Below are 25501 nucleotides of genomic sequence, written 5' to 3'. Positions count from 1 at the left end.
GTGGATGCCGAGTCGCTGGCCCGCGACTACCGGGCGGCGTTCCTGCGCTACCTGCCGCGCCGCAGCGAGGCGGCCCTCGCGGCCGGGTACGAGCTGGGCCACCGTGCGGTCGAGGACGGGGTGAGCGTGCTCGACCTGGCGCACGTCCACCACGAGGTCCTGATGGAGGTGCTCGAGCAGTCACCCGGCGAGGACGTCCGCGACATCGCCACCGCGGCGTCGGAGTTCTTCCTCGAGGTGCTCGCGACCGTCGACCTCGTGCAGCGTGCGGGCCGTGCCGGCGCCCCGGACGCCGACACCCGGGATGCATGACGCGGGAGGGCAGCGAGATCCGCGCCACGGCAGGCCCGGTGGAGCAGGAGCCACCACCGGGGTCCCGCGTCACGCGGCGCACCCCGGGGACTCATCACCCTCGTACGGCCCACACGATGGGCTCCCCAGCACGAGGAGTGAGATCGCATGATGCTACGAACCAGGCTCGTCGGAACCAGCACCGCCATGCTCCTGGCCGGAGCGGTGGGAATCGTCCCGGCAGCGACCGCCAACGCCGCACCCGCCCCGCGCGCCACGGCCGGGACGGCCGCGGCCGCCGCGGCCGTCCCGGCCGCGACCACGCTCCCGGTGACCGGCACGCTCGCCGACGGCACGGCCTTCACCGGTCAGCTGAGCAACCTGTCGTCGCGCGTCGTCAACGGCGTCCTCATGATGAGCGGCACGATCACCGGAACCAACCTCCCTGCCGGCGGCACCACCTTCACCGCACCGGTGCAGAACCTGGCGACGCCGAACGGCTGCTCGATCCTGACGCTCGACCTGGGCCCGCTGCACCTGGACCTCCTCGGCCTGGTCATCGACCTGGCCCCGGTGAACCTGGACGTGACGGCGGTCCCCGGCGCCGGCAACCTGCTCGGCAACCTGCTCTGTGCCGTGGCGGGGCTGCTCGACCGCAACGGCCCGTTGACCGGCATCTCGGCACTGCTCAACCGGCTCCTCACCGGCCTGGGTCTCTGAGCCGGTGCCCGAGCTGCGCCACGGCTCGCTCCTGCCGGGGGGCGGGCGGGCCGTGGCGTCCGGCCGGACAGGCGCCGCACCCCCTCACGCGGCGCCTGTCCTTCCCGTGGCCGTCCGCGCCCCCGTTACCTCCCGCCCCTGTCCGTCCCGGCGGGCAGTGGACGGGGTGAGCGCCCATGGCTGAGCGCCACGAGCCAGGCGCCCCGGCGGCCTCGGCGGCCTCGGCGGCCTCGGCGCGCAGCGTCCGCCTGCCGCTCCCCCACGACCCACCGCCCCCTCCCGGGTATGTCGACCCGCTGGGCGACGGGGGCGTCCTGTCCGACCTCACCGCTGACGCCGACGAGGCGTCGCGTGCGGACACGGACGAGGACGCCTGATCGGCGCGATCCCGTCCGCGGCACTAGCGTTGACAACGGCAACGACCTCCTTCCGTCCCGTCGGAGGCCGACCCGACCCCCGCCTCGCTTCAGCCGTGAGGTGGGGGTGGGTTCTGTCCCCAGCCGGTCGGTCGAGCCTCGGGTGACGGGCGAACTCGCGTCACCGGCACGACTGGTCGAGCAGGCGTACAGTCGTCGTAGTGCGAGTATCAGGTCACACACCAAGGCTCATGGTTTGGGTCGCTCGGGTCGACTGAGTCTGAGGCAGCACCCACCGAAGGTGGTGGCGTCATGGCCACACAGACCACGTATCGACGCCTTGCCGCACCGGCGGTCGAGGCAGCCCCATTCCTCGGCGAGGTGACGGCCGGCGACGTCGAGGCTCGGAGCGTGGCCCCCGACCCGGACATCTCCCGATGGGACACCGACGGCGGCCAACCGGCAAGGATGTCCGCAACCGGGAGGGGCGGCCGGCGATGAGCGTTCCCGCCGTCGGCGTCACCGCCCCCTCGACCGGGCGGTATGCCGAGCTGACCGCCCTCGTGCGGCAGCGCGGCCTGCTGGAGACGCGGACCTCGTCCTACGTGCTGCAGGCGGTCGGCGTCCTGGCCGTGCTGTCCGGCACCGTGGCGGCGATGGTCGTCTGGCGCCACTCGTGGTGGCTCCTGCTCGGCGCAGTCGTGCTGGCCGCCACCTCGACCCAGCTCGGGTTCCTCGGTCACGACGTGAGCCACCAGCAGGTGACCCGCAACCGCCGCTCCAGCCGGCGCCTCGGGCTCGCCACGGCCAACCTCCTGGGTGGGCTGAGCTACGGCTGGTGGATCGCGAAGCACAACGCCCACCACGCGCACCCCAACGACCTGTCGAAGGACCCCGACGTCCGGACGGGCGTGCTGGTCTTCGACTCGAGCCAGGCTCGGGTGCGGCGCGGGTTCGCGGCGTGGACCACACGGCACCAGGCCGCCCTGTTCTTCCCGCTGCTGCTCGGTGAGGCCGTCAACCTGCACGTGGCGAGCATCCGGTGGGCGTGGAGCGCCGGCGCCGGTCGGTCACGAGCCACCGAAAGGGTGCTCCTCGCGAGCCACGTCCTGGCCTACGGGACGCTGCTGGCCACCACGCTCACGTGGCCCCAGGCCATCGCGTTCTTCGCGGTGCACAAGGCCGTCCAGGGCCTGTACCTGGGCTGCGCCTTCGCCCCGAACCACAAGGGGATGCCGGTGCTGGGCCCTGAGCAGGCCGCCGACCCGCTGTTGCGGCAGGTCCTCACCTCCCGCAACATCCGTGGGGGCCCGTTCACCGACGCGCTGCTGGGTGGGCTCAACTACCAGATCGAGCACCACCTGTTCCCGAGCATGCCCCGCGCGAACCTCCGGCGGGCCCAGCCGCTGGTGAGGCAGTACTGCGAGGACCACGGCATCCCGTACCTCGAGTGCTCCGCGGTGACCTCGTACGCCGCCGCCCTCCGGCACCTCGACCGGGTCGGTGCCGCGGCGCTCAGCTGAGCCCCGGCGCGCACCCGGACCGAGGGGTCCACCGCGTCCGGCGCCCCCACGCCTTGGGTCGACGGACGTGCGACCCCCTCCCGACCGCCCCACAATGAGGGTGACGACCATTCCGGTCGCACCCACGTCCGCGGCGCTGCAGCACAGGCTCGACGAAGGAAGCAGCAGACCGGTCGCGGCTGACCAGACGGCTTCGCTCCGACCGCGCGGGCAGGCTCCCCCAGGAGGTCCCCCGTGCACGAGCTCCCCCCGCCTGTCGACCCGGCGCCCCCCGGCGACGAGGCCCTCGGGCGCCACGGCGTCGCCGCGCCCGTGAGCGCCACGGCAGGCGCGGTGCGCTGATGGGCGGCTTCGTCCACCACATCCTCGACGCCCCGACGTGGGTGGTCCTCGCGATCGCCGGTGCCGTGGTGTTTGCCGAGGACGCGCTGTTCGTGGGGTTCGTGCTCCCCGGTGAGACCGCCGCGGTGCTCGCCGGCGTCGCCGCACGCCTGGGCCACGCCCCATTGGCCGCCGTGGTCGTGACGGTCGTGCTGGCCGCGATCGTGGGCGACAGCGTCGGCTACGAGATCGGGCGCCAGGTCGGCCCGCGAATCCTGCGTTGGTCGGTGCTCGACAAGCGCCGCCAGCGCCTCGACGCCGCCCAGGACTTCCTCGCCCGGCGCGGCGGGGCAGCCGTCTTCCTCGGCCGATGGGTCGCCTTCTTCCGTGCCGTCATGCCCGCGCTCGCCGGGACCGCCCGTATGCCGTACCGCCGGTTCCTCCTCTTCAACGCCGCCGGTGGGCTCGCCTGGGGGGTCGTGGTGGTGGTGGCGGGGTACCTCGCCGGCGCGTCCTACGCCAAGGTCGAGTCGACCATGGGCAAGGACGGCGCCGTGGTCGTGCTCGCCCTGGCCCTCGCGGCATACGCGGTGCACCTCGTCCGCAAGCACCGCAGCGAGTCCCGGCAGGAGCCCGGGGAGGCGGTGTGAGGACCGGCGCCGCCCCGGGGGAGGCGGGTCGTGGAGGGGTCGCCGCCTCCGTCGACCGGCAGCTCGCGCTGCGCGCGGCGACGGCAGGCCTCTCCGTCGCGGTGGGCTCACTGCCCGTCCTGCTCCTGCTGCTGTGGGTCGAGACGAAGTGGTCGCCGTTGCTCGAGCTGGACGACGGTGCGCGGGACGGGCTGCACCGGTTCGCCCTCGGGCACCAGGCCTTCACCACGGTCATGGAGGGCGTCAGCGCCGTCGCCGGTGGCCTCGGGTGGCAGGTGGTCTCCGTCGTGCTCGTCGCCTGGCTGCTGTGGCGACGACGGGTGCGGGCGGCCCTGTTCGTCCTCTTCGCCAACGCCGGGTCCTCGCTGCTCAACACGGCGCTCAAGGACGTGGTGCACCGCCACCGGCCCGTGGTGGCGCACCCCTTCCTGCACGCGCCGGGGCAGAGCTTCCCCAGCGGCCACGCGCAGGCGGCCGCCACCGGCTTCACGGTGCTGCTGTTCGTGCTGTGGCCGCACCTGGGCGTGGGCTGGCCGCGCCGGGCCGCGGTCGGCGTCGCGGTCCTCCTGACGCTGCTCATCGGCTTCTCGCGCGTGGCCCTGGCGGCCCACTTCGTCTCCGACGTCGTGGCCGGGTACGCCGTCGGCGTCACGTGGACCCTCGTCCTCGCTGCCGCCTTCCACGTCTGGCGCAGGCCCGCCAGCCGGGCAGCTCCTGCGGCCGCCTGAGCCCCGGAGGGCTACCGGCGTGCCACCCAGGACTCGGCGGCCCGAGAACTGGGAACCGCGGCCCAGGCCTTCCGGAACCGGGCCTGCGAGTCGGCGGCAGCGAGCCGTTCAAGCCCGTGCAGCACCCCGAACGTGAAGCCGTTCTCGCCCTCGAGGAACGCCTGCGCCCCGAGCCGGCGCAGCACCTCCCTGGCCATCACGGAGTCCTGGTGCCGGCCCAGCTCCTCCTGCACCCGCTTGGCCCGTCGTGCCAGCTTCGCGGTCCTGGCCGAGCCGACCGGCCGCGCGAGCTCAGCCGCGTAACGGAGCCGCTTGGCCTTCTTGCGCGCCTCGTGCAGTGCGGCGTCGCGCCCGTCCGCGGCTGCGTGGTCCACCGCACGCACGGCCCGCCACAACCTGCGGGCATCCCGGCGCACGAGTCGTGCCAGCACCCGGCGGCCCGACCCCTCGGCGCCCGGCGAGAGCGGCACGTCGGCGACCAGCGCGTCGAGGCGGTCGAGCAGGCGGTAGTACCGCTCGGAACGCAGCGCGAGCCGGGCCGCGGACAGGGCGTCCCGTTCCTGCCGGCGCAGCTCCAGGTCGAGACGACGGCGGACCGGGCCCAGGACGAGGTCCGGCGGGACGGTGTCGAGCGAGGCGGCGAGCCGCTCCCGCTGGACCTGGGCGTCGCGCACGGGGCCGAGGACCTGTCCCAGCCACCGCAGCTCGTCGCGGACGTCGTCCGCGGGCTGCGCGAGCACCGGCTCGCACGTCGTCAGGGCTGCCCGGATCCGTCGTGCGGCGATGCGCAGGCGATGCACCGCGGCAGGGTCGCCGGCGCGCAGGGCTGCATCCTGTTGGTGGAGCACCGAGACCTGCTGGGCGAGCCGGTCCCGGACCACGTCGCGCGTCGTTGCGGTCCGCTTCGCCCTCGTCCCCTTCACTGTTGAAGGGCCCAGGGCTGCCGACAGGCCGAGGTCGGGCGACAGGCGCAGCGCCCGGTGGACCTTGGAGAAGTCCGGAGACCTCCGGGCGCCCGCCGCCCGCAGGGTGGGGTGGAGCGACCTGAGCACCGTCGCCGGCTCGAGGGCGTCCTCGGCGACCTCCAGCTCCCACTCGCGCCAGGTCGTGCGCCCTTTGTCGTCCAGCTCGGAGTCGGCCGTCACGCGGTCGTCGCAGACCGTGGCCAGGACGCCCACGTCGGTGACCAGCGTGTACTCGCTCCGGTGCGTGGTGACCCTCGCGACGGGGGCCAGGGCGCGGTCGCGGACGATGGCGCGCACCTCGTCGACGACCGCCGGCGGGACGACCCGCACCGCCCGTCCGAGGGGGTGCCTCAGCTCGGTCCGCTCCCCCGCTGCCCGCGGAACCTTGACGTGCCACCCCTCGTCCGCGCCGCCGGTGCGCCGTCGCAGCGTGACTCCGCGCCGGATCAGGTCGAGGTCCGGGGTGTCGAAGTAGACGGCCTCGAGCCGCACCTCCTGCGGACCGGTCCACCGGCTCCCGGTCGGCGCGTCCCCCAGCGGCACGGTCGCCCGGTCGTCGACGACGTACTTCCGCTCGACCTCCCGGTGCCTGCTACCGCCCATGGCTGATCGTCTCTCCACCCGCTCCGCCACGCCACGCGAGCACCGGGCCGGCGCGGCCTGCACAGCGGGGAGCCGGCACCGGGCCGGCGCGGCACCCGCCCGCACGGCGGAGAACCGGTTCAGCTCGAACGCCCACAGCCAGTCCTCGTCCGTCGCCGCGAGGAAACCCTCGGCGCGGGGACGGAGGGTGCCGGCTGCGACACTGACCCCCTCGGCGCGGAGCGCGCGCGTGACCTGCAGCCGATGCCCGGGCTGGCGGCCGTCACGACCACCGTGCGCCCGTCCCGGCCAAGATTCACAGCTCGCGTTCCTTGAGCCAGCGCAGGCACGCCTCGGCCACCTCGGCCCACCCGGAGTCGATGGTGAGCGAGTGCCCCCGGTCCGGGAACGTCTGCAGGTCGGTGACGGCGTCGGAGTGGCGGTACTGCTTGAGCGTCGCGCGGGTCACCGCCTCGGGGACGGTGTGGTCCCTGCCGCTCGCGATCAGCAGGAGCGGCCCGCGGCCCTCGTTGCCGGTGGCCACCTTGGCCGGTGAGTGCGGCTCGAAGTTGGCCGCCGCCGCCTCGAACAGGGGGCGCCCCGGGGCCGGGATGGTCCAGCGCTCGAAGAGCTCGTCGGACTCCTCCTGGGACACGGCGTTCGCGAAGGCGAAGCGGAACTGCTCGGCGGTCAGGGAGACGGCGCGGTGCCGGTTCGCGGGGTTCCTGAAGACCGGCAGGGTCGCCCGGAGCGCCGAGAGCGGCACCGGCAGCACCCCCTTGATCTGGGCTGCGTCGATCGCGACGGCGGCCCGAGCGAGGTCCTGGCCCAGCAGCTTCTGGGCGACCATGCCGCCGAAGGAGTGACCCACGAGGATCGGCCGCTCGGGCAGCTGGTCGACGAGTGCGGCGAAGTGCCCGACGACGTCGTCGATGCCGTGGTCGCCGATCGCGTCGGGGTTGCGCCGGGACGCTTCCACCGTCGGGCCGTCCCCGGGCCACCCGGGGGCGCTGGTCTCGTAGCCCTCCTGGCGGAAGCGGGTCTGCCACGGCTCCCACGAGGACGCATGCAGCCAGAGGCCATGGATGAAGAGCACAGGTGTCGACACAGTCGGTCCTCCCGTTCGTGCCGGTGCTGGTGCACCGGGCTCGTCCGGACGCTAGGCCGCGGACCGCGCCCGCGGCTTGAGTCGGATGACTCCTCGCCCTTCGGTCGGCCCACGAGGCGGCCCTCGACGACGAGGCCCTCTGCGCGGCCGTCACCGGCCGAGCCGGGTCGGCGCCGGCTTGCCGGCCACCGCCCGACCGGCGGGAACCGGCATACGCCACTAACGTTGCCCACGGCAACGACCTCCTTCCGTCCCGTCGGAGGCCGACCCGGCCCCCACCTCGCTTCAGCCGCGAGGTGGGGGTGGGTTCTCTCCCCGGTCGCGCAGCGGCCGGGCGGCCGCCGGCCCGCCCGGGGTCAGGACGTGGCCCGAGCCGCCTGCAGGACGATGGCCGTCACCGCGTCGGGGTGGGAGACCATGACGTCGTGGGCCGAGTCCACCGTCTGGATGTGGGCGCCTGCACGACGGGCCATGAAGAACTGCCCCGCCGGGGGGATCGCCTTGTCCTGGGTCGTGATCAGGTCCCACGACGGCAGGGTCCGCCACGCGGGCTCGCCCGACGGCTCGAAGTTGGCGGTGAGGGCCAGGGGCCGCTGTGTGGCCGCCAGCTGTGCCGCCCTGCGCGGCGAGACGTCGCCGGCGAAGACGGCCCTGAACTTGTCGAGGGCGATGTACACGTCGCCGTCCTGTCCACCGGCGGCGGCGGCGTTCGGCGCGGGCCGGACGACGAGTGCGCTCGGGGTCAGCAGCGACCCGGGGTAGGTGGCGGGGTCGAGCATCGTCCCGATGGCCTCCCCGGCGTCGGGCACGAAGGCACCGACGTACACGAGGGCGCGCACGTTCGGCACCCCGCGGGCGGCGTTGGTGATGACGGCGCCACCGTAGGAGTGGCCGACGAGCACGATCGGGCCGGGGATGGTCTGGAGGAACGCCCTGACGTAGTCCGCGTCCGCGGTCAGGCCGCGCAACGGGTCCGCGGGGGCGACCACCGGGTAGCCGTCGGCCACGAGGTCGCTGACGGTCGCGTCCCAGCCGCTGGCGTCGGCGAAGGCGCCGTGCACCAGCACGATGGTGGGCTTGGGCCCGGTGGTGGCCGAGGGCGCGGTGGTGGCCGAGGGCGCGGTGCCGGCGCCCTGCGGCCGGCCGGACGCGTCGGCGCTGTTCAGCTGGCCTGCCACGAGCAGCGCCAGCACACCGATCAGCACCGCCACGACGGCACGGGCGGGGGTGCGCCCGCGGGGGCGCGAGGTTGTGGACATGGGTCCTCCCGGTCTCGATGAGCCCTTGCGGCTCGACACGGGGACGCTAGGGACGGGTGGCCACCCCCTTCTTCCGTCAACCGACTGAGCCGTGGTGGCCGGTCCCGGCACGGCCGGACAGTCGGATGACGGAAGAGGGGCGGAGAGCCGGCCCGTAGCGTGGGTGCACCCCCGGCAACTGGAGCAGCCATGACCAAGGGATTCCCGTGACGCCCGGCCACCGCGACGCGCAGGCCCTCCTCCTCGCACCCCCCGGGCGCGGGCCGGCATGAGCCTGCACGTCCCCCACCACGGCGGCGGTGCGCCGCCGCCCGGCCGGCCCGGGAGCGTGGCGCTGTCGACCGGGCACGGGCGGTGGCTGCTCTTCGCGGCCGTCCTGGCCTCCGGGCTGGCGTCCATCGACGCCACGGTGGTCAACATCGCCCTGCCGGCGATCGGCCGCGACCTGCATGCACCCTTCTCCGCCCTGCAGTGGACGGTCAGCGGGTACACGCTCACCCTTGCGTCCCTGATCCTGCTCGGGGGCGCGGCCGGTGACCGCTACGGCCGTCGCCGCATGCTCCTCGTGGGCGTGGTCGGCTTCGCGCTGGCATCCGCAGGATGCGCCGCCGCACCCGGCGCCACCACCCTGGTGGCGTTCCGGGTGGTGCAGGGCGCGGCCGCCGCGCTGCTCACACCGGCCAGCCTCGCGCTGATCCAGTCCACCTTCCGGCCGCAGGACCGCTCGCGGGCCGTGGGCGCGTGGGCCGGCCTGAGCGGCATCGCCGCCGGGGTGGCGCCCTTCATCGGGGGGTGGCTGCTCGGCCTGGGCTCCTGGCGCTGGGTCTTCCTCATCAACCCGCCGCTGGCGGTCCTGCTCGTCGCGGTCATCGTGCGGCACGTCCCGGAGAGCCGGGACGAGCAGGCACAGGGGCGCCTCGACCTCTCCGGCTCGGTCCTGGCCCTGCTGGGCCTGGGCCTGACGACGTATGCCGCGATCGCCGCCGGGGACCCGGGCACCTCCGCCCTCGGCACGGCGGGCTGGCTCGCTGCCGGAGTGCTCGTCCTCGGCCTGTTCATCGGCTGGGAACGGCGCGCCCGCCGCCCCCTGCTGCCGTTGGAGCTGTTCAGGTCGCGCCAGTTCACCGGCGCCAACCTCGTGACCTTCGCCGTCTACGCGTCGCTCAACGGCTACCTCTTCCTGCTCATCATCGAGCTGCAGGTGGTGGCCGGGTTCTCGCCGCTGGTGGCCGGGTCCGCCCTGCTCCCCCTCACCGTCTTCACCCTGCTGCTGTCCGAACGCAGCGGGCAGCTCGCGCAACGGCTCGGACCCCGGCTCCAGATGACCACCGGACCGCTCGTGTGCGCCGCCGCCGCCGCCCTGACGCTCCGGCTCGGGCCGCACGCCTCGTACACCCACGACGTGCTGCCGGCCCTGTCGCTGTTCGGGATCGGGCTCGCGATCATGGTGGCGCCGCTGACGACGGCGGTCCTCGCCGCGGCGCCCGACGCCCACGCGGGCATCGCGTCGGGCGTCAACAACGCCGTCGCGAGGGCCGCGGGGCTGCTCGCGGTCGCAGCGCTGCCGGCGCTCGTCGGGCTCACCGGCGCCACGTACACCGATGCCGCAGCGTTCCTGCCCCCGTTCCGGGCCGCCGTCGTGGTCTGCATCGCCGGCTTCGTGCTCGGGGCGGCCCTGGCGGCGGGGACCATGCAGCGGCCGACCCAGGGCGGGAGTCAGGCGACTCAAGCGGGTGCCTCGCTGCGACGTGGAGGCTGACCACGCGTCGACCCGAGGAGGACACCATGAGCACCACCAGCGACAGCCCGACCACCGACGTCGGTGACCAGCTCCCGGAGCAGGGCTCCAGCGCCACCAGCACCGCCAGCACCCCGCTGCGGCGGCCACCCACCGGCCAGCCGTCGGAAGGGAGCCACGCGGGCGAGATGCTGGCGCTGCGGGCCCATCGACGAGGGGGCGCCGAGCAGCTCGGCCTCGAGCGGGTGCCCCGGCCCTCGCGATGGCCCGGCACGGTCCTCGTCCGCGTGCACGCGGCCGCCATCACCTTCAACGAGCTCCTGTGGGACGAGACCTGGTCGCGGGACGGCCTGCCCCGCACGCCGATCATCCCCTCGCACGAGTGGTCGGGAGTCGTCGCGGGGGCCGACCCGGACAGCGGGTTCCGCAAGGGTGACGAGGTGTTCGGCATGGTGCCCTTCGACCAGGACGGGGCTGCAGCCGAGTACGTCACGGTGCCCCTCGAGTTCCTGGCCCACAAGCCGAGCACCCTCACGCACGTGGAGGCGGCCGCCCTCCCCCTGGCCGGGCTGACGGCCTGGCAGGCCCTCGCCGACCACGCCCACGTGCGCCCCGGCGACCGGGTCGCCGTGCTCGGGGCCGCCGGCGGGGTCGGGGCGCTCGCGGTCCAGCTGGCCGCCGGGATGGGCGCTGTCGTGACCGCGACCGCGATGGCCGCGGACGAGGCCTACGTCAGGGAGCTCGGGGTGCACGAGGTGGTGGTGACGACGGACCGCGGGTCCCACGACGCGTCCCTGCGGCCCGGCTCCTTCGACCTGGTGCTGGACACCGTGGGCGGCCCGCTCCTGGAGGAGTCGTTGCGGCTCACCCGCCGGGGCGGCACGTTCGTGACGCTCCAGCAGCCCCCTCCGCAGGACGTCGCCGACGCCCAGGGGGTGCACGCCGTGTTCTTCGTGGTGCAGTGCAGCCGGGCCGACCTCAAGTGGGTCCGGGACTCGGTGGAGAAGGGTCCGGTGCGCGTCACCGTGGCTGCGACCTACCCGTTGAGCCGGGGCCGCGACGCCTTCGAGTCAGGGGGGCGGGCGCGACGTTTCCCCGGCAAGACGGTGCTCGTGGTGCGCTCCGACAGGGCCGGTACCGCGGGCCGGGGCGAGGGGGAGCGGTGATCGAGCTGCCCGACGGTGCGGCCGTGCTGCAGCACCTGGGTGACGCGGCGGCCGGCATCAGCCCGGAGGCCGCTGACCGCTGCGTCCGGCGCGCGACGGCCCTCGCCTGGGCGCACACGCGTGGACGCGGCTTCTCGAGCAGCGGTGAGGCGGTCGCCGAGGACATCGCGGCAGTGATCGTGAGGTGCGCGGCCCGCGCCCTGACCAACCCGGCATACCCCGTCCGCATGGAGGACGGCACCCTGAGCGGCCGGCCCGGCAGCTTCGGGGACTGGAGCCGGTCCGAGGCGCAGCTGCTGCGGCAGGTCCGCGGCTGACGCCGGCGCGGCGGGCCCGCGCGGGACCGCGCAGGGCTCGCCGGACTGCGCAGGGCACCACGCCGGGCTCAGCCCTCGCGCGCCTGGAGGTACCCCTGGAGCTGGGTGCGCGAGGTGATCCCGAGCTTGGGGAAGATGCGGTAGAGGTGCGAGCCGACGGTCCGGTGCGACAGGTAGAGCTGCTGGCCGATGTCGCGGTTGGACAGGCCGGCCGCCGCCAGCTGGGCGATCTGCCACTCCTGGGGCGACAGCTCGGCCGGCGGCCCCGACGGCACGGGCGCGTCGCGCGACCCGCCGGCGCGCAGCTCCCGGGCTGCGCGGTCGGCCCAGGCCCGGGCACTGAGGGCCTCGAAGGTGTACAGGGCCGACTGCAGGTGCGGCCTCGAGGCCGCGGCCCGCCGGTGCCGCCGCAACCAGCTGCCGTGGGCGAGGTCCAGCCGCGCGCGGTACCACGGCGAGGTGGTCGCCTCCAGGTCGTACGCCCGCGCGAACATCGTCTCGGCCTCCTCGTCGGTGGCCAGGAGGGCGTGCGCGTAGCTCACCGACCGCCGCACGCCCGAGGACGGGATGCCCGCGACGTGCTCGTCCAGCCCGTGCAGGATGGCGCGGGCGTCCTCGACCTCACCGCAGGCGAGGGCCGCCTCGGCGAGGTAGTCGACGGCCCAGGCGCGTTGGGTGCGGTGGTATGCCGGGTCGGCCGGGACCATCATCCGGCGCAGGTGCGCGTACGCCTCGGCCGGCCGCTCCCGCCCGAGCTCGGCGAGCCCGCGGGAGAGCAGCACGCCGTTCAGCAGCGCGCCGTTGGCGGTGTACACCGCCACCCGCTCGGCATCCTTGAGGACGTCGTGGGCACGGTCGGACTCGCCGTGCAGGGCCGCGAGGTTTGCCTGCCCCAGGACAGCGCAGGCGAACCAGACCGGCTGCTGGGTCTCCTCCGCGAGTCGTCGGGCCTCGTCGGCGGCGACCCGCGTGATGTCCCACCGGCCCGTGTACATGGCGGCGAACGTCTGGAAGACCAGCACCTGCGCCAGGGAGCCGAGGCGGCCCTGGCGTCGCAGCTCGCCGGAGGCCGGCGCGCAGAACGCCAGCACGCGGTCGAAGTCTCCCGTGACGAAGGCGGCCCGGGCCAGTGCGCCGAGCTGGACGGCGGTGACGCCGTCCTGCTCCCCCCACCAGGCCGCCGCCTCGAGCACACCCCGGTGCCGGTCGAAGTCACCGGCCACCGAGACGGTCGCGAGCTGGCGGGGATCGCGGGGGTCGAGCGAGAGGCTGTCCGCGACCGCGACCAGCTCGGCCCGCAGGTCCACCCCGGGGTCCCCCCACCAGCAGCGGGTGGCCGCGCCGTGGAGCAGGTGGACGGCGAGGTCGGGGTCGGCGCGGTCGCGGGCCGAGACCGCCCAGGTGACGAGCCGCCGAACCCCCCGCGCGTCCCCGGGGGTCCCGTCGTCGAACGCACCCTCGAGCCAGCCGAGCCGGGCCTCCTCCTCCGGCCCCAGCTCCAGCGCCTGGGCCTCCTCGATGAGGCGGCGCACCATCGAGGGCCGCCCGAGCTCGAAGGCCAGCTCGGCCGCCCGGAGCAGCCGCTGGGAGCGCCGTCGCCCCGAGGGCGACCGGGCGGCCGCCTTCTCCAGCCACTGCACCGCGGTCCCCGGCGCGCCCCTCGACAGGGCTCGCAGCGCAGCCGCGTCGAGCGCCTGCGCGACCGGCTCGTCGGGGTCGTCGGACGCGCAGGCCCGGTGCCACACGGACCGGTCCGGGTCCGCGGCCATCACCCGGGCCAGGGCGGCGTGCGCCCGGGCCCGGTCCTCGTCGGAGGTCGCCATCCACACGGCCGACCGCACCAGGGGGTGCCGGAAGACGATCGCGGGACCGTCGATGCGGACCAGCCCCGCCTCCAGCGCCGGGGTGAGGTCACTGTTCCGGACCTCCCGGCCGGTCTCGAGGGACACGGCCGCGGCGGCCTCGGACAGCAGGTTGCTGTCGTTGACGGCGACGACCCGCAGCAGGGTGCGGGTGGTGGGGTCGAGCTCGTCCAACCTGGCCGCGAAGCTCATCACCAGGCGGTCGGTGAGGGGGAGTCGGTCGGCGTCGAGGTGGGTCCCGCGAGCCGCCGTGAGCCGCAGCCCCCGGGGCAGCTCGAGCAGCGCCAGCGGGTTGCCGTCCGCCTGCCGCAGCACCGCCTGCTCCACCACCGCCGGCAGGTCCGGCTCCCGGAGGTGGAGCAGCTCGCGCGACGTCGCCCGGTCCAGGGCTCGCAGCGTCCGCAGGGTGATCCCCGTGTCCGAGGCGCTGGCGGCGAGCTCGATCGCGGAGTCCGGTCGGGTCGCCACGACGAGGATCGCGCGCTCGTTCTCGAGCCGCCTGGCGATGAAGGCGATGACGTCGCGGCTCGGCTGGTCGACGGCGTGCGCGTCGTCCACCGCCATGACGACCGGGTGGTCGCTCGCCGCCTCCACGACGAGCTCGAGGGCTGCGAGCGCGACGAAGAACGGCTCCACCGGACCCGTCGACTCCACCAGACCGAACGCCCGGGACAGGGCGTCCCGATGGAGCGGGGAGAGCGACCCCAGGTGGGTGAGGACCGGGCGCACGAGGTCGAAGAGGACGGCGAAGGACAGGTGGCGCTCGGACTCCGCGCCCGTGGCCCGGAGCAGCGGGATCCCCCGCTCCTCGGCCGCTGCGACGGCTGCCCCGAGCATCGCGGTCTTCCCGATGCCCGGTTCGCCGACGAAGATGAGGGTTCCGCCCCGCGCCGAGTGCGTCGTCCCGCTGCTCGCGGGCTCCGTGATCCCGTCGAGCAGCCGCCCGATCGCGACCAGCTCGTCGTTGCGACCCAGGAGCGGCTCTGCGGTGGCTGCCACAGAGACGCCACCCCCTCAATCTCGGGACACGTCCGCCCTCATTCGCCCGCGTCGGACCCAGTCGTGGGGCCTCAGTCTCGCAGCAGTCGGAGGGCTGTCAACCACCAGACCACCCGCCGAACACGGAAGACGGCGCGCATCCCGGAGGGGCTCACGGTGGCGTCGGCCGCCAGTACTGGTTGGCGGCCGCGATGGTGGCGAACTCGACAGCCACCACGTGCCCGGCGCGCATCAGCGCCTGCGGGTCGTGGGCGTAGTGCGGCCGCCCGGCGACGAGGACGTCGAGGTCGGGCTGGAGGTTGTGGATCGTGTGGCGCGCGATCGCCAGGGCGAGCGCCCGTCCCTCCTCCGGGGTGTCGGTGATGAGGGTCCCGCCGGGGACGAGGGTGAGCTCGGAGTCAGGGACGCGGTTCATGACGGTCGATGCCTTTCGGGAGGGTGGGGTGGCTGGACTGGGCGGACCGGGTGGGCTGGGCGGACCGGGCGGCCTGAGCGGGCTGGGCGGCCTGAGCGGGCTGGGCGGACGGGAGGGGCTGGGCGGGTGCGGTCCGCTCGGACCTGCCTCGCCCGAGGAAGCTGATGGCCCAGTGAATGAGGACGAGCAGGCGGTTCTTGAAGCAGACGAGGTAGAGCAGGTGCACGACCAGCCAGAGCAGCCAGGCGGTCGTGCCGACCAACGAGAGCCGCCCGATCTTCGCCACCGCCCGGAAGCGCGAGATCGTGGCCAGGCTGCCCTTGTCGCGGTAGCGGAACGCCGCTCCGGTCGGGCGGCCGTCGAGGCGGGCGAGGATCTGCCCGGCGGCGAACCTCCCGGACTGGATGGCCACCTGGGCGACGGCCGGGACCGGCTGGTCCATCATGTCGCCGACGACGAAGACCTCGGGATGTCCCCGGAGGCTACAGTCCGGCAGGACGTCCAGCTGTCCGCCACGGGCCAGGCCGCTGCCCGTGGCCTCTGCGAGGAGGCCACCCAGCGGGGAGGCGCGTACCCCGGCGGCCCAGACCTTCACGCGGGCCTCGATCCGTTCGGTCCGCCCGTGCCCGTCAGCGGTGCCGATGTCGACGCCGAGCTCGTCGACGCCCACGACGGGGGCGTCGAGCCGCACCTCCACCCCGAGTCGCTCCAGGTCGCGCAGCGTGCGGCGCGACAGCGCCGGCCCGAAGGTCGGCAGCACCGCGGGACCGGCCTCGAGGAGCACGACGCGGGCATCGGCCGGGTCGAAGGTGCGGAAGTTCCGGCGCAGGCTGCGCCGGGACAGCTCGACGAGCTGACCGGCCATCTCCACCCCCGTCGGGCCGGCCCCCACGACGACGAAGGTGAGCCAGGGGCGGCGCTCCTCGGGGTCCTCGATGAGCTCCGCCGTCTCGAACGCCCCGTAGATCCGACCGCGGAGACGCACGGCGTCGTCGACCGACTTCATCCCGGGGGCGTGCTCGGCGAACTCCGGGTGACCGAAGTACGAGTGGGTCGACCCCGCCGCCACCACCAGGCTGTCGTAGGGCGTCACCGTCCTGCGGTCGTCGTGGCGGGAGGTGACGAGCCTGGCCTCGAGGTCGATGTCGGTCACCTCGCCGAGCAGGACCCGGGCGTTGTCCTGGCGAGCCAGGACCTCGCGCGTCGCGGGGGTGATCTCTCCCTCGGAGAGGATGCCCGTGGCAACCTGGTAGAGCAGCGGCTGGAAGAGGTGGTGCGGCGTCCGGTCGAGCACGGTCACGGCCACACCCGGGTGGTCCAGGGCCCTCGCGGCGGACAGTCCGCCGAAGCCCGAGCCGATGACGACCACGCGGTGCGGCGACCCCGCAGCCGTCACCGACCGCAGGCGCGCCGAGGCGGCGCCGGTCGCACCCCCTGGCGGCGACTGCGGCAGGGTCCTCGTCCGAGGCCTCGTCCCGGCACCCGCTCCCGGCTCGGCGGCATCCGTTCGTCCCACTGGCCCTCCCTCGTCTCGACGTCCGCGGAGGGGCCTGCCGCCCTGTCCGCCGTGGCGCAACCGACGCTAGGGAGGAGACGAGACGGACGGCTTCAGTCGAGTGACTGCGCGCAGCCGCCGCCCCGGCGGCCCCGGGCGGCCGGCAGGTCACGGGAACCGGCGGGCAGGCGCCTCCGCGCCCGGACGTGCGGGTCGTGCAGCTCCGTGGAGCTGCCCGGAATGGGTCACCTTGCCCCTGTTGAGGATCCCCGCTCCGTCAGCGACCTCCTCCGGTCCTGGCTCACCGCCTGACCTGGCCCAGGGGTGGGAGGGCATCCCGCAGCGGTGACCTTCATCCCGGACGGGTGACGCCCACGACGCTCGTAGCGGCGGACAATGTGGAACCCAAGGTCGCCGCCGGGAGGCGGCGCGCCACACCCGTCGGAGGCCTCCATGTCCCCACCGAGACCGGCCGACGCCTGCGTGCGGCCTGCACAGGACGTCGACCGCCCCGTGCAGGCGTGACGCCATGACCAGCCGCACCATGTCGCTGACCCCGGTGCGCGTCCGCACCACCGCGTGGCTCACCACGCACCATCCCGCGGGCCTGCTGTACGGCGCGGTCATCACCGGCGCCGTGCTGGGCGTGACGGCCGGCCACGGCTCCGCTCCCGGCAGGGTCGTGGCCAAGACCCTCGTCGTGGTCGCGGTGTACTACTGGGCCGACGTCTACGTCCGGGCCTTCGCGGAGCAGTTCCACGAGGCGAGGTCGACCCTCCCGCGCCGGCTTCTAAGGGCGCTCGCCCACGAGTCCAGCGTCCTGCTCGGGGCCGCGCCGGCCACGGTCACGTACCTCCTCGCCGTGGCACTGGGGGTCGGATCATCACGCTCTGCCGACTTCGCCCTGTGGCTCACCGTCGTGCTGCTGGGGCTCGTGGCGTACCTGGCCGCCCGGCGCGTGGGGGTCCGGAGGAAGACCGCCCTGGTCGAGGGGGCACTCGCGGCCCCCATCGGCGTCCTGATGATCGCGGCGAAGGCCCTGCTCCACTGACGGCCCGCGGCCGTGGACAGCGCTGCACCGATCACACGCACCGGGTGACGCCGTGGCCGACTCCTCGGCGCCAGACTCCAGATCCCGCCCGACGAGGGAGCGCCACACCATGACGACGCCCACCCCCACCTGCCACGGTGTCCGTGCCACCCAGGCCATCCGAGCCACCCGCACCACTCACGCCAGCCGCGCCACGAGGAACCTCGGCGGGCCCGCAGCGCGCCCGCCCGGGGGCCGGTGACGGTGGAGGCCCTCGCCCTCTTCGGCGCCATCCTGCCGCTCGCGGCCGCGATCGCCATCAGCCCCCTGCCCCTCATCGCCGTGATGCTGATGCTCGCCTCCGCCAGGGCGCGGAGGACGGGCTGGGGGTTCCTCGCCGGCTGGGTGGTCGGTGTCGGGGCACTCGCCGCGATCGCCAGCCTCGTCCTCGGAACCCTGCAGGCCGACGGCCGCACCGAGCCCCGCCGCGGGGTGGCCGTGGTCAGCCTCGTGATCGGGCTGGGCCTGCTGGCGGTGGCAGCCAAGCAGGCCTTGGGGATCCGTCGCGTGGACCGCGGCGCGGCGCTCCCCGCGTGGATGCACGGGGTGGACCGCCTGGACTCGCGGTCGGCAGCTCTCCTGGGCCTGTCGCTCAGCACGCTCAGCCCGAAGAACATCGTGCTCGCGTTGTCCGCCGGCTCGTTCATCGGCGCCAACTCCACGACGCCGTCGGCCCAGGCGGTCGCCCTGCTGGGCTTCACCGCCGTGGCCGCCCTGAGCGTCGTGGTGCCAGTGGTCGCAACCACCTGCGCGGGCGCACGGGTCGCCCCCGCCCTCGGCCGGACACGGGAGTGGCTGACACGCCGCAGCACGACGATCCTGAGCGTTCTGCTCGCCGCGATCGGCCTCGTGCTCGTCGGACAGGGGCTCGGCGCTCTGTGACTCCTGAGTTTCACCACCACAGGGTGAGGCGCGCCGCGGTCCGCGGGTCGTAGCGTGCGTCCCGATCCGACCGCGCAAGCCGACGGCTTCGCGACCGCCCGGGTCGGCGCCGGGCGCCAAAGCGCTCGGAGCCGGCCCTGCCGATTCGAGGCCACCGGTGCCGAACCCCGTCCCAGGTCCCAGCCGCGCCGCCCAGCTGCGCCTCGTGGCGCAGGCCACGGTCGTCGTCATCGCGGTCGGGGCGGCGACCCTGGCGCTGCAGCGCGTGGCGGGGGTGCTCGTCCTCGTCTTCGTGGCCCTGTTCCTCGCCGTCGGGGGCGAACCCGCCGTCGAGCGCCTCACCCGTCTCGGCGTCCGGCGACCGCTAGCCGTCGTCGGCCTCGCGCTGCTGCTCGCGGCCGTCGTCGTCGCCAGCCTCCTCGCGCTCGTCGTGCCCGCGGCTCAGCAGCTGGCGTCCCTGGCCGGCTCCGTGGCCGATGCCGTCGCCCGGGCGGGCCGGGACACGTCCGGGACGTCCTTGGGGGACTACCTCTCCCGACCCGAGGTCCAGGAGCGCGTGGCCTCGCTCGCGCGCAGCGTCGTGGGACACCTGGACGACCTGGCCGGTGCCGTCTTCGGCGCACTGGGCGGGGTCGCCGGCTTCGTCTCGACCGCAGCGACGGTCGGCGTGCTCACCCTGTACTTCAGCGTCGAGCTCCCGCGGATGCGGGCGTTCGTCGACGCCAGGATCCAGGACCCCGAGCGTCGTCTGGCCTTCGCCGAGGCGCTCGGCAAGGTCGGCGCCTACGTGGCGGGGCAGGCCGTCATCTGCCTCCTGGCGGGCACCCTCTCGTTCGTGGCGTTGAGGGTGATCGGCGTGCCGTATGCCGCCCTGCTCGCCCTGCTGGTGATGCTGCTCGACGCCGTCCCCCAGGTGGGGGCGACCATCGGGTCGCTGCTGGCCATCGTCGTGGCCCGGTCGGCCGGCTGGCCGCAGGCCCTGGCGACGGCGTTGTTCTTCATGCTCTACCAGCTCCTCGAGAACAACCTCATCGCACCGCGTGTCTTCTCCCGGACGATCAGCGTGCCGCCACTGGCGGCGCTGCTCGCCGTCATGCTCGGCTTCTCCCTCGCCGGGGTGCTCGGGGCGCTGACCGCGCTGCCTGCGACGGCGGCGGCGAGGGTGGTGCTGCAGCGGTTGCGCCCGGGGCCGGCTGCGGCGGGCGGGGCGGCCGCGGCCGGGGCCGCATTCCCGGCGTCCGAGCCGCGCCCCATCCTCGAGCAGGCCCATATCGCGACCGATGCGCATGACGGAGCCTGAACCCCGGACCGGGGGGCCCGGGCCCGACACCGGGACGGGGCCCGGGACTCCGGGCTCGAGCGCGGGCTCGGGCTCGGGCTCGGTGTCGGTCTCAGCACAGGAGCAGTCGCGCCTGACCGGGTCGGTGATCCGTGCGGTCCGGCGGACCAGCCGCCGGTTCGGCGACCGGAGGACGCGATGGGCGGACCTGCGGGCAGGGACGGTCCTCGGGGTGGAGAGTGTGCCGGACGGGTTGGCTGCCGGCGTCCTGGCCGGCGTGAATCCCGTGCACGGGCTCTTCGGCTACCTGGTGGGCACCGCCACGGGTGCGCTGGCGACGAGCTCGGTCTTCATGAGCGTGCAGGTCACCGGCGCGATGGCAGTGATCATCGCCGACATCCCCGTCGTGTCCGACCCTCAGCGCGGTGCCGCCGCCCTGTCCACCCTGTCGCTGGTGACCGGCCTGGTCATGCTGGGCCTCGGCCTGGCCCGCCTGGGGTCGTTGGTCCGCTTCGTGCCGAACGCGGTCCTCGTCGGGTTCGTCAACGGGGTGGCCGTGAACATCGTCCTCGGCCAGCTCGGCAACCTCACCGGCTACGCCTCGCCCGCGTCGGGTCGCCTCGCCCGGGCCGTCGACACGGTGCTGCACCCCGGATCCCTCTCCTGGTCCTCCGTCGCCGTGGGCTGCCTCACCATCGTGGGCATCGTCCTGCTGGACCGCACCCGGCTGGGTGCGCTCGGCCTCGTCGTCGCGGTGGCGGTGAGCAGCGCTGCCGTGAAGGTCCTGGGCCTCGCTGACATCAGGGTGGTCGGCGACCTCGCCGCGGTGCCGGACCACCTGCCGACGCTCGCACTCCCCTCACTGTCCCTCGTCCCCGGGCTCCTCCTCCCGGGCGCCGCCCTCGCCCTCGTCGGGCTCGTGCAGGGGGCGGCCATCAGCAACTCGCTGGTGAACCCCGACGGCAGGTATGCCGATGCCTCGCGGGACTTCAGCGGCCAGGGCGTGGCGAACCTCGCCACCAGCGTCCTGCAGGGGATGCCGGTCGGCGGCTCGATGTCCGCCACCTCGCTGCTGACCGGCGCCGGCGCCCGCAGTGCCGGTGCCAACCTCGTGGCGGCCGTCGTCATGGCGGTCGTCATCCTGACGATGAGCGGCCCCGTCAGCGCCATCGCCATGCCGGCGCTGGCCGCGCTGCTCGTCGTCGTCGGGGTCCGCACGCTGCGCCTGTCCGACCTCGTGACCGTGTGGCGCACGGGCCCGGTGCAGGCGGCCCTCACCGCAGTGACCCTCGCGCTGACGCTGACCATCCCGCTGCAGTACGCCGTGCTCGCCGGGGTCGGCCTGGCCATCGTGCTGCACTCCGCCAGGCAGGCCAACAGGGTCGTGGTCCGGCGGTGGGTCTTCGACGAGGGCTCGAGCCTCCCCCGGGAGGTCGACCCCCCGGCGACAGTCGGTGACGGCGAGGTCGTCGTCCTCGTCCACTACGGCAGCCTGTTCTTCGCGGCGTCCCCGGTGCTCGAGGCCCAGCTGCCCGAGCCGGCGGGCTCGTGCCGGGGAGCCAGCGTCATCCTCCGGCTGCGCGGCACCGACGAGCTGGGGAGCACCTTCGTCCGAGCCGTGACGGGGTATGCCGAGCGGCTGGCGGCCGCCGGGGGGACGCTGGTCCTCGTGGGCGTGGGGCCCCGCGTCGCCGACCAGCTGAGGGACACGGGGGCCCTCGCGACCGTTGGCAAGGACAACGTCCACCCGGCGACCGATCGCGTCGGCGAGTCGCTCGAGGCGGCCCTCCGAGAGGCACGCGCCCGCGCGGCTGAGCGGGAGTGACGCCAGGCGGACGCGGCGCCGGGGCGCGCCGGGGCGCGCCGTCAGGGCAGGGGCTGCGTGGACCGGACCTCGGCGATCGTGTGCCGCACAAGTGCCATCTGCGACGGGGAGTCTCGGTAAAGGCTTTCCGCGTTCATGAACTTCCGCCGACCGACCGACTGGCCGCGTCACACCGCGAGACACCCCTGCCGATCCTGCCACGGTGCCTCAGGTCGGACAGGGTGCCGAACTTGCAGAAGGACCCCGGACGGAAGTCGCGTGTCCGATCCTTCGTCATGTGGTGGAGCTGAGGGGATTCGAACCCCTGACCTTCTCATTGCGAAGGCTGCCCTGGGCCGAAGCACCAGCCGATCTGTGCGTGTTGAACGGAGTCATGGAGTGCACTGGATGCAGCAGTGGCCGATCGGGGGCACAAAGGGGGCACAAGGTCCCATCGGCCCTCAAGACGTTGAGGTATCAGCTCCACCAATCTTGCACGAGACGTAGCAGGCAGGGCCCGCACGCCGGCTCCGCCTGCACATTCGCCTCTGCCTGAAGAGCGGAGGGTCGGCTGGGGGCGCCACGGCTGTGCGCAGTCCTGCGGTGACCACGTGGCGGATTGGCGCGGTTGCGCTCTACCGAGGCGAGGGGCAATCAGAATTATTCGCGCCTACGCGACGCCCCATGTCTCCGCCGCAATGACCACAGTGGGTGCACCTTTGCGACTCGGGTGCCCGCGCTTTGCGCGGGTCACGGCCGGGTCTGTGTGTCAGCGAAGCACAGATGCGCCTACGGCCGTGATGGACACCCGGCGCACCAAGCCCAGGCCAAGTGGCCTCGCGGACCGCCGTAGTTCACGCTCCGGAAGTCATAAACGCGGGGCGCGGCCAGACATGCAAGGCAGAGGCGATGGAAATGGTCCACGCGACGCCGACGATGTATCCGGCCACGACGTCGAAGGAAGTGCGCCGCCAGGGCGACGCGGGAGTAGCCAATCAGGAGGATGGCCGCAACGGCGCCGCCGATCATTGCTCGCCGCATCCAGTGGGTGTGCAAGTGAGGCCAGAGCACGAACAGCAGCACCGTGAAGGCTGTGGCCGCAGCCTGCGCGTGGCCACTGGGGAAACTCTGTCCCGGCGCGTGCAGGAACGGGTGGGTCACGACGGGGCGATGCCGGTGGATGAGGTCTTTTAGGACGGTGTTCAGCAGTGACGAGCCAGCATTGGCGACGAGGACGAACGCGGCTTCCCGGAACCGGCGGCGAAGCAGCAGCCAGGCAATGGCGATGACTGACACCACCTGCCACCCCACGGCGCCGCTGACAGCGCTGACCCCCTGCATGAACGCGGTGAACTGGGGATGTGCCAGGCCGTACTGATGCAGATCGTCGCGGGCGGCGTTGTCGACGCGCAGCGCCGGCCCCCACTTGATCTCGAATGTGAGGGCGATCAACAGCACCAAGAGCGACCCCGCGGTGACCGCCGCCGCCACCACTGCGACGCGTCCTGCCACTTGGGGGTCAGCGCCTCCTTTGTCGGGCGCAGGGGTTGGGTCGCGATGGTCGAGGCGGGACATCAGCGGACCTGCACGGGGCCGACCCCGTGCGCGGAAGTTCCGGCGCCCGACCGGGCAGCGAACACTGTTCGCAGGCCCCGCTGAGCCCGTAGCCATCCGGCTGCTGGCACGAGGGCGGAACGCAGGAGCACCCAGAACACCAATGCAATCAGCGCACCGAAGACCAAGCCCGCGACGACGTCCCACGGGTAGTGGGCTGCGATGTAGACCCTGGCGAAGGCCATCAGCAGCGCCATTACGGCTGCAAGGGATCCCAGCACCCGGTGAGCCAGCAGCAGTCCGGCGGCGACGGAGCCTGCCATGACGGCATGGTCCGATGGGAAGGAGAAGTCGGTCGTCACGTCGGCCAGACGCAGCAGGTGGGGGTGGGCGGCGTACGGACGGGGCTCGCGAAAGAGGTGTCCGAGTGGTTGGTTGAGGCCCAAGGCCAAGAGGGGTGCCAGGGCGGCCCAGCCGGTGGCGGCGAGGTCGCGGGTCGACCGGTGCCGCGCCGCCACTAGGGCCCCGGCCAAGAGGGCGAGGAACAGAACGAGACCGTACTTGGCGTACCCGGCTACCAGCCCGTGCAGGCCTGGTGTGTTGCGTGCGAAGGAGTTGACTGCGAACAGAATCTGGTTGTCGAGGCCTCGCAGCTGGTTCATGCAACTTCCCGCTCCTCGGTCGCCGCGCCCTGCCCACGGCTACGGTGCAGCTCGCGGGCGACCGGAATGAGGGAGAGGACGACGATGAGTCCGATGACGGGCAGGAGGTACTTGTCGATGCCCGGGATGCTGGACCCCAGGACGTAACCCGCCACGGTCACGCCGAGAGCCCAGATGGTCCCCCCGAGGGACTGCCACACGGTGAATGTGCGTGCCGGCACGTGCACCGTCCCGGCGAGCGGGTTGAGCACTGTCCTTACCAGCGGGATGAACCTGGCCAGGACGATGGCTCTCCCGTGCCCGTAACGCTTCAGCGCGGCATCCGACCGGGCCACCGCGGCCTGCAAGCGTGGCCGGTCAGGGCGATCCAGCAACCGCGGTCCTACGACGCGTCCGATCCAGTAACCGGTCTGCGCCCCGAGCAGGGCACCGGCCACCGCGGCTACCAGAACCCATGGGAGGGATAGGTGCAGGGTTGAGGTGGCCGTCGTCGCCGACAGCAACCCGGCCGTGAAGAGCAACGAGTCCCCCGGCAGGAAGAAGCCGATGAGCAACCCGGTCTCGGCGAAAACCACGAGGAACACCCCGACCGCGCCGAAGGTGCTGAGCAGGCTGTGCGGGTCGAGCAGGTTCAGGCCCACCGTGGCAGCCGGGAGAGAGGCTGGAGCGGCAGTGGGGGGTGCGAACAAGGGTCGCCTTTCGTGACGGGCCGCGGGCGTGCTCGGCACTGTGTTGAGCACGTGCCGGAGTGGGGATCAGGATGGCTCATGACGATGCAGGTCGCGCGGCGAGCTGGGACAGGGGGCGGCTCGGCGGAGCGGACGAGGGGGACATTCGGCCCCGCCGAGCCACGTCATTGGCGGTTCAGCCCTCTGTGGCGAGAGCCGGTTCCGGCTCCTCCTCGAGGACCGGTACCGCGTCTCCTTCGTCGTCACGGTCGACACCGCTGACGGACAGGAACACGACCAGGCCGAGAATGGCCGCCAGGAAGATGAGACTGGTTCCGGTGGTACCCAGTCCGAATCCACCGTCCTTGGGCGCCTGGGACATGCCGTCGCCCATGGAGGCACCCAGGGGGCGGGTGAGGATGTACGCGAGCCAGAACGCCAGGACGCCCTTGCTGCGAACGGCGAGGTGCGAGACGGCGATGACGGCGATGAGGACGGCGACGATGCCGGCGGTGGGCCAGTAGCCGAGGTTGAGGCGCTCGGCGAACAGGTCGCCTGCCGAGGTGCCGAGGGCGAAGGTGAACAGGATCGCCGCCCAGTAGAACCCTTCACGACGGCGAGTGGTGATGGAGTGGATGGACAGGGTCCGCTCCTTGGCGAACCAGAGCGTGAAGGTGCCAGCCAGCAGAACGGCGAACAGGACGGTCGTGGTGACCAGGGAGATGCCGAGGTCGTCGGCGAGCTTGTCGGAGACCAGCGTGCCCACCACGCTGACGAGGACAACGGCGGTCCAGTAGATCGCTGGCACGTACCTACGGGTACGGAATTGCGCAACGAGGACGGCGGCGAGGATCGCGGTCATGATGACCGCTGTGAGGTTCAGGCCTAGACCAAGCGTGCTGTTCAGGTAGTCCGAAAATGTCTCTCCGACGGTGGTGCACAGGATCTTGATGATCCAGAAGTACAGGGTGACTTCCGGCACCTTGTTCAGCAGGTGCGGCACTGATGGTGATGCGACGGGGTCGTGGGCGCGGGCATTCGTGTCCATGGCGCCACGGTCGGCCAGA

At 73.5% G+C, this 25501-nt stretch carries 23 protein-coding genes; 13 read left to right on the top strand and 10 right to left on the bottom strand.

Annotated elements, in window-relative coordinates:
• From ACYVDO_RS10795 to ACYVDO_RS10770, 6 genes are all read left to right on the top strand, one after another.
• The gene (locus ACYVDO_RS10795; RefSeq protein WP_460935621.1) at positions 1-312 is read left to right on the top strand and encodes a phosphatase RsbU N-terminal domain-containing protein; all 312 of its coding nucleotides are present in this window, start codon (positions 1-3) and stop codon (positions 310-312) included.
• Between the two features lie 147 nt (positions 313-459).
• On the top strand, positions 460-1011 hold the full coding sequence (locus ACYVDO_RS10790) for an ABC transporter substrate-binding protein (RefSeq protein ID WP_460935619.1): 552 nt from the start codon (positions 460-462) through the stop codon (positions 1009-1011).
• A 176-nt stretch (positions 1012-1187) separates the two neighbouring features.
• Positions 1188-1388 carry a hypothetical protein gene (locus ACYVDO_RS10785; protein WP_460935617.1) on the top strand — a complete coding sequence of 67 codons (201 nt, stop codon included), beginning with the start codon at positions 1188-1190 and terminating at the stop codon, positions 1386-1388.
• Between the two features lie 476 nt (positions 1389-1864).
• On the top strand, positions 1865-2890 hold the full coding sequence (locus tag ACYVDO_RS10780) for a fatty acid desaturase family protein (protein WP_460935615.1): 1026 nt from the start codon (positions 1865-1867) through the stop codon (positions 2888-2890).
• 341 nt (positions 2891-3231) lie between these two features.
• Positions 3232-3861, top strand: a complete 630-nt coding sequence (locus ACYVDO_RS10775) for a DedA family protein (RefSeq protein ID WP_460935613.1) — start codon at positions 3232-3234, stop codon at positions 3859-3861.
• Complete coding sequence (locus ACYVDO_RS10770; RefSeq protein WP_460935611.1) at positions 3858-4589, top strand: phosphatase PAP2 family protein; 732 nt, start codon at positions 3858-3860, stop codon at positions 4587-4589. Before ACYVDO_RS10775 ends, ACYVDO_RS10770 begins: the two co-directional genes overlap by 4 nt.
• A gap of 11 nt (positions 4590-4600) precedes the next feature.
• Here the strand turns inward: ACYVDO_RS10770 and ACYVDO_RS10765 are convergent, their stop codons facing one another.
• The 3 genes from ACYVDO_RS10765 to ACYVDO_RS10755 all read right to left on the bottom strand — a co-directional run bounded on the left by ACYVDO_RS10765 (position 4601) and on the right by ACYVDO_RS10755 (position 8503).
• Positions 4601-6157, bottom strand: coding sequence for a CYTH and CHAD domain-containing protein (locus tag ACYVDO_RS10765; protein WP_460935609.1), 1557 nt, complete (start codon positions 6155-6157; stop codon positions 4601-4603).
• Between the two features lie 295 nt (positions 6158-6452).
• Positions 6453-7244, bottom strand: coding sequence for an alpha/beta hydrolase (locus ACYVDO_RS10760; protein WP_460935607.1), 792 nt, complete (start codon positions 7242-7244; stop codon positions 6453-6455).
• A gap of 356 nt (positions 7245-7600) precedes the next feature.
• Complete coding sequence (locus ACYVDO_RS10755; RefSeq protein WP_460935605.1) at positions 7601-8503, bottom strand: alpha/beta fold hydrolase; 903 nt, start codon at positions 8501-8503, stop codon at positions 7601-7603.
• A 268-nt stretch (positions 8504-8771) separates the two neighbouring features.
• Between ACYVDO_RS10755 and ACYVDO_RS10750 the strand changes: the two genes are divergently transcribed.
• From ACYVDO_RS10750 to ACYVDO_RS10740, 3 genes are read left to right on the top strand one after another with little or no spacing between them, the layout of a single operon-like run.
• Positions 8772-10262, top strand: coding sequence for an MFS transporter (locus ACYVDO_RS10750; protein ID WP_460935603.1), 1491 nt, complete (start codon positions 8772-8774; stop codon positions 10260-10262).
• A gap of 26 nt (positions 10263-10288) precedes the next feature.
• Positions 10289-11407 carry an NADP-dependent oxidoreductase gene (locus ACYVDO_RS10745; protein WP_460935601.1) on the top strand — a complete coding sequence of 373 codons (1119 nt, stop codon included), beginning with the start codon at positions 10289-10291 and terminating at the stop codon, positions 11405-11407.
• Positions 11404-11724, top strand: coding sequence for a hypothetical protein (locus ACYVDO_RS10740; protein ID WP_460935599.1), 321 nt, complete (start codon positions 11404-11406; stop codon positions 11722-11724). Before ACYVDO_RS10745 ends, ACYVDO_RS10740 begins: the two co-directional genes overlap by 4 nt.
• A 68-nt stretch (positions 11725-11792) precedes the next feature.
• On the opposite strand, the gene ACYVDO_RS10735 is transcribed toward ACYVDO_RS10740, so the two are convergent.
• The 3 genes from ACYVDO_RS10735 to ACYVDO_RS10725 form a co-directional block, all read right to left on the bottom strand.
• Positions 11793-14585, bottom strand: a complete 2793-nt coding sequence (locus ACYVDO_RS10735; protein WP_460935597.1) for a LuxR C-terminal-related transcriptional regulator — start codon at positions 14583-14585, stop codon at positions 11793-11795.
• Positions 14586-14736: 151 nt separating this feature from the next.
• Positions 14737-15000 (bottom strand): hexameric tyrosine-coordinated heme protein, encoded by a 264-nt coding sequence (locus ACYVDO_RS10730; RefSeq protein ID WP_460935595.1) that lies wholly within the window; start codon positions 14998-15000, stop codon positions 14737-14739.
• Complete coding sequence (locus ACYVDO_RS10725) at positions 14984-16396, bottom strand: NAD(P)/FAD-dependent oxidoreductase (RefSeq protein ID WP_460935593.1); 1413 nt, start codon at positions 16394-16396, stop codon at positions 14984-14986. Before ACYVDO_RS10725 ends, ACYVDO_RS10730 begins: the two co-directional genes overlap by 17 nt.
• 628 nt (positions 16397-17024) lie before the next feature.
• On the opposite strand from ACYVDO_RS10725, the gene ACYVDO_RS10720 reads away from it, so the two are divergent.
• From ACYVDO_RS10720 to ACYVDO_RS10705, 4 genes are all read left to right on the top strand, one after another.
• Positions 17025-17546, top strand: a complete 522-nt coding sequence (locus ACYVDO_RS10720; RefSeq protein ID WP_460935591.1) for a hypothetical protein — start codon at positions 17025-17027, stop codon at positions 17544-17546.
• 237 nt (positions 17547-17783) lie between these two features.
• Complete coding sequence (locus tag ACYVDO_RS10715) at positions 17784-18467, top strand: GAP family protein (protein ID WP_460935589.1); 684 nt, start codon at positions 17784-17786, stop codon at positions 18465-18467.
• Positions 18468-18624: 157 nt separating this feature from the next.
• Positions 18625-19767: an AI-2E family transporter gene (locus ACYVDO_RS10710; protein ID WP_460935587.1), complete on the top strand. Its 1143-nt coding sequence runs from the start codon at positions 18625-18627 to the stop codon at positions 19765-19767.
• The gene (locus ACYVDO_RS10705; RefSeq protein ID WP_460935585.1) at positions 19748-21571 is read left to right on the top strand and encodes a SulP family inorganic anion transporter; all 1824 of its coding nucleotides are present in this window, start codon (positions 19748-19750) and stop codon (positions 21569-21571) included. Before ACYVDO_RS10710 ends, ACYVDO_RS10705 begins: the two co-directional genes overlap by 20 nt.
• Positions 21572-22339: 768 nt before the next feature.
• Here the strand turns inward: ACYVDO_RS10705 and ACYVDO_RS10700 are convergent.
• The 4 genes from ACYVDO_RS10700 to ACYVDO_RS10685 form a co-directional block, all read right to left on the bottom strand.
• Complete coding sequence (locus ACYVDO_RS10700; RefSeq protein WP_460935583.1) at positions 22340-23062, bottom strand: phosphatase PAP2 family protein; 723 nt, start codon at positions 23060-23062, stop codon at positions 22340-22342.
• Between the two features lie 62 nt (positions 23063-23124).
• Positions 23125-23766 carry a phosphatase PAP2 family protein gene (locus ACYVDO_RS10695; RefSeq protein WP_460935581.1) on the bottom strand — a complete coding sequence of 214 codons (642 nt, stop codon included), beginning with the start codon at positions 23764-23766 and terminating at the stop codon, positions 23125-23127.
• Complete coding sequence (locus ACYVDO_RS10690; protein ID WP_460935580.1) at positions 23763-24407, bottom strand: DedA family protein; 645 nt, start codon at positions 24405-24407, stop codon at positions 23763-23765. The genes ACYVDO_RS10695 and ACYVDO_RS10690 overlap by 4 nt, the downstream gene beginning before the upstream one ends.
• A 223-nt stretch (positions 24408-24630) precedes the next feature.
• Complete coding sequence (locus tag ACYVDO_RS10685; RefSeq protein ID WP_460935578.1) at positions 24631-25482, bottom strand: COG4705 family protein; 852 nt, start codon at positions 25480-25482, stop codon at positions 24631-24633.
• Positions 25483-25501 lie beyond the last annotated feature (19 nt).

It is taken from the genome of Phycicoccus ginsengisoli (assembly GCF_054779295.1).
Note: the sequence above shows the minus strand (reverse complement) of the source record. Positions and strands in the feature narration are given on the sequence as shown.

What these genes read in the sequence shown, in the direction of transcription:
- ACYVDO_RS10790 (WP_460935619.1), top strand. Translation starts at nt 460, where the DNA reads ATGATGCTACGAACCAGGCTCGTCGGAACCAGCACCGCCATGCTCCTG.
- ACYVDO_RS10785 (WP_460935617.1), top strand. Translation starts at nt 1,188, where the DNA reads ATGGCTGAGCGCCACGAGCCAGGCGCCCCGGCGGCCTCGGCGGCCTCG.
- ACYVDO_RS10780 (WP_460935615.1), top strand. Translation starts at nt 1,865, where the DNA reads ATGAGCGTTCCCGCCGTCGGCGTCACCGCCCCCTCGACCGGGCGGTAT.
- ACYVDO_RS10775 (WP_460935613.1), top strand. Translation starts at nt 3,232, where the DNA reads ATGGGCGGCTTCGTCCACCACATCCTCGACGCCCCGACGTGGGTGGTC.
- ACYVDO_RS10765 (WP_460935609.1), bottom strand. Translation starts at nt 6,157, where the DNA reads ATGGGCGGTAGCAGGCACCGGGAGGTCGAGCGGAAGTACGTCGTCGAC.
- ACYVDO_RS10755 (WP_460935605.1), bottom strand. Translation starts at nt 8,503, where the DNA reads ATGTCCACAACCTCGCGCCCCCGCGGGCGCACCCCCGCCCGTGCCGTC.
- ACYVDO_RS10750 (WP_460935603.1), top strand. Translation starts at nt 8,772, where the DNA reads ATGAGCCTGCACGTCCCCCACCACGGCGGCGGTGCGCCGCCGCCCGGC.
- ACYVDO_RS10745 (WP_460935601.1), top strand. Translation starts at nt 10,289, where the DNA reads ATGAGCACCACCAGCGACAGCCCGACCACCGACGTCGGTGACCAGCTC.
- ACYVDO_RS10730 (WP_460935595.1), bottom strand. Translation starts at nt 15,000, where the DNA reads ATGAACCGCGTCCCTGACTCCGAGCTCACCCTCGTCCCCGGCGGGACC.
- ACYVDO_RS10720 (WP_460935591.1), top strand. Translation starts at nt 17,025, where the DNA reads ATGACCAGCCGCACCATGTCGCTGACCCCGGTGCGCGTCCGCACCACC.
- ACYVDO_RS10705 (WP_460935585.1), top strand. Translation starts at nt 19,748, where the DNA reads ATGCGCATGACGGAGCCTGAACCCCGGACCGGGGGGCCCGGGCCCGAC.
- ACYVDO_RS10695 (WP_460935581.1), bottom strand. Translation starts at nt 23,766, where the DNA reads ATGAACCAGCTGCGAGGCCTCGACAACCAGATTCTGTTCGCAGTCAAC.
- ACYVDO_RS10685 (WP_460935578.1), bottom strand. Translation starts at nt 25,482, where the DNA reads ATGGACACGAATGCCCGCGCCCACGACCCCGTCGCATCACCATCAGTG.